The sequence below is a fragment of the Oleiphilus sp. HI0125 genome, from assembly GCF_001635355.1.
In genome coordinates this window covers 1-776 of record NZ_LWGF01001341.1, presented here as the reverse complement: position 1 = coordinate 776, position 776 = coordinate 1, and the positions used below count along the sequence as shown (strand labels likewise).

Here is a 776-nt window from a genome sequence, read left to right as displayed (position 1 = left end):
AAACGCTTTTTACTTGATGTATTGGTGCGCCGAAATGGTGAGCCGGTCGGTTACGGTTCAGGTTTGAATGACATTGTTCTGCATCCTGGTAAATCGACACGAATGATCGGCTTTGATCTCTTTGTTGAGGGACAATTCGTATATAGCCAGCGCTCTGACGGTTTGATTGTCAGTACCCCAACAGGATCAACCGCATATTCTTTGTCTGCAGGTGGCCCTCTTCTCCATCCCAAGTTAGATGCAATTGCTCTTGTTCCAATGTTCCCTCATACGCTGAGTAGCAGACCTATTGTGGTAGACGGGAAAAGTGAAATAAAGATTGTGATTGGTGAAGCGAACGAGATATATCCACAAGTAAGTTGTGATGGCCAGTATCACATTCCTGTAGCGCCAGGTGACACAGTTAGTATCACCAAAAAACCTTACCAAGTAAGATTGATTCATCCAACCTCGCACAATTTCTATGAAACGTGTCGTGAGAAGCTAGGTTGGGCTCATAACTTAATTGAGAGTTAAGTGACGTAGTATGAGTGAACATGTTCAAGGTTATGACCTGATCGGTGACGTTCATGGATGCGCCCAAACGCTAGAAAAGCTGCTACTTAAAATGGGCTATCAACATGAAAACGGATGTTTTCGCCATGATAGTCGAAAGGTCATTTTTGTTGGTGATATTGTCGACAGAGGTCCTCGTATTCGCGAGGCTCTTCATATCGTTAAAAACATGGTGGATGCTGGCCAGGCTGAAATTGTGTTGGGTAATCATGAATATAATG

At 43.7% G+C, this 776-nt stretch carries 1 protein-coding gene and 1 pseudogene; both read left to right on the top strand.

Features of this window, described 5'->3' with window-relative positions:
• Positions 1-516 (top strand): annotated as a pseudogene (locus tag A3762_RS23055) (NAD(+)/NADH kinase); the annotation flags it as partial.
• A gap of 10 nt (positions 517-526) precedes the next feature.
• Positions 527-776, top strand: a 250-nt coding sequence (locus A3762_RS23050; protein WP_197469520.1) for a metallophosphoesterase, incomplete at its 3' end; no start/stop codon positions are given.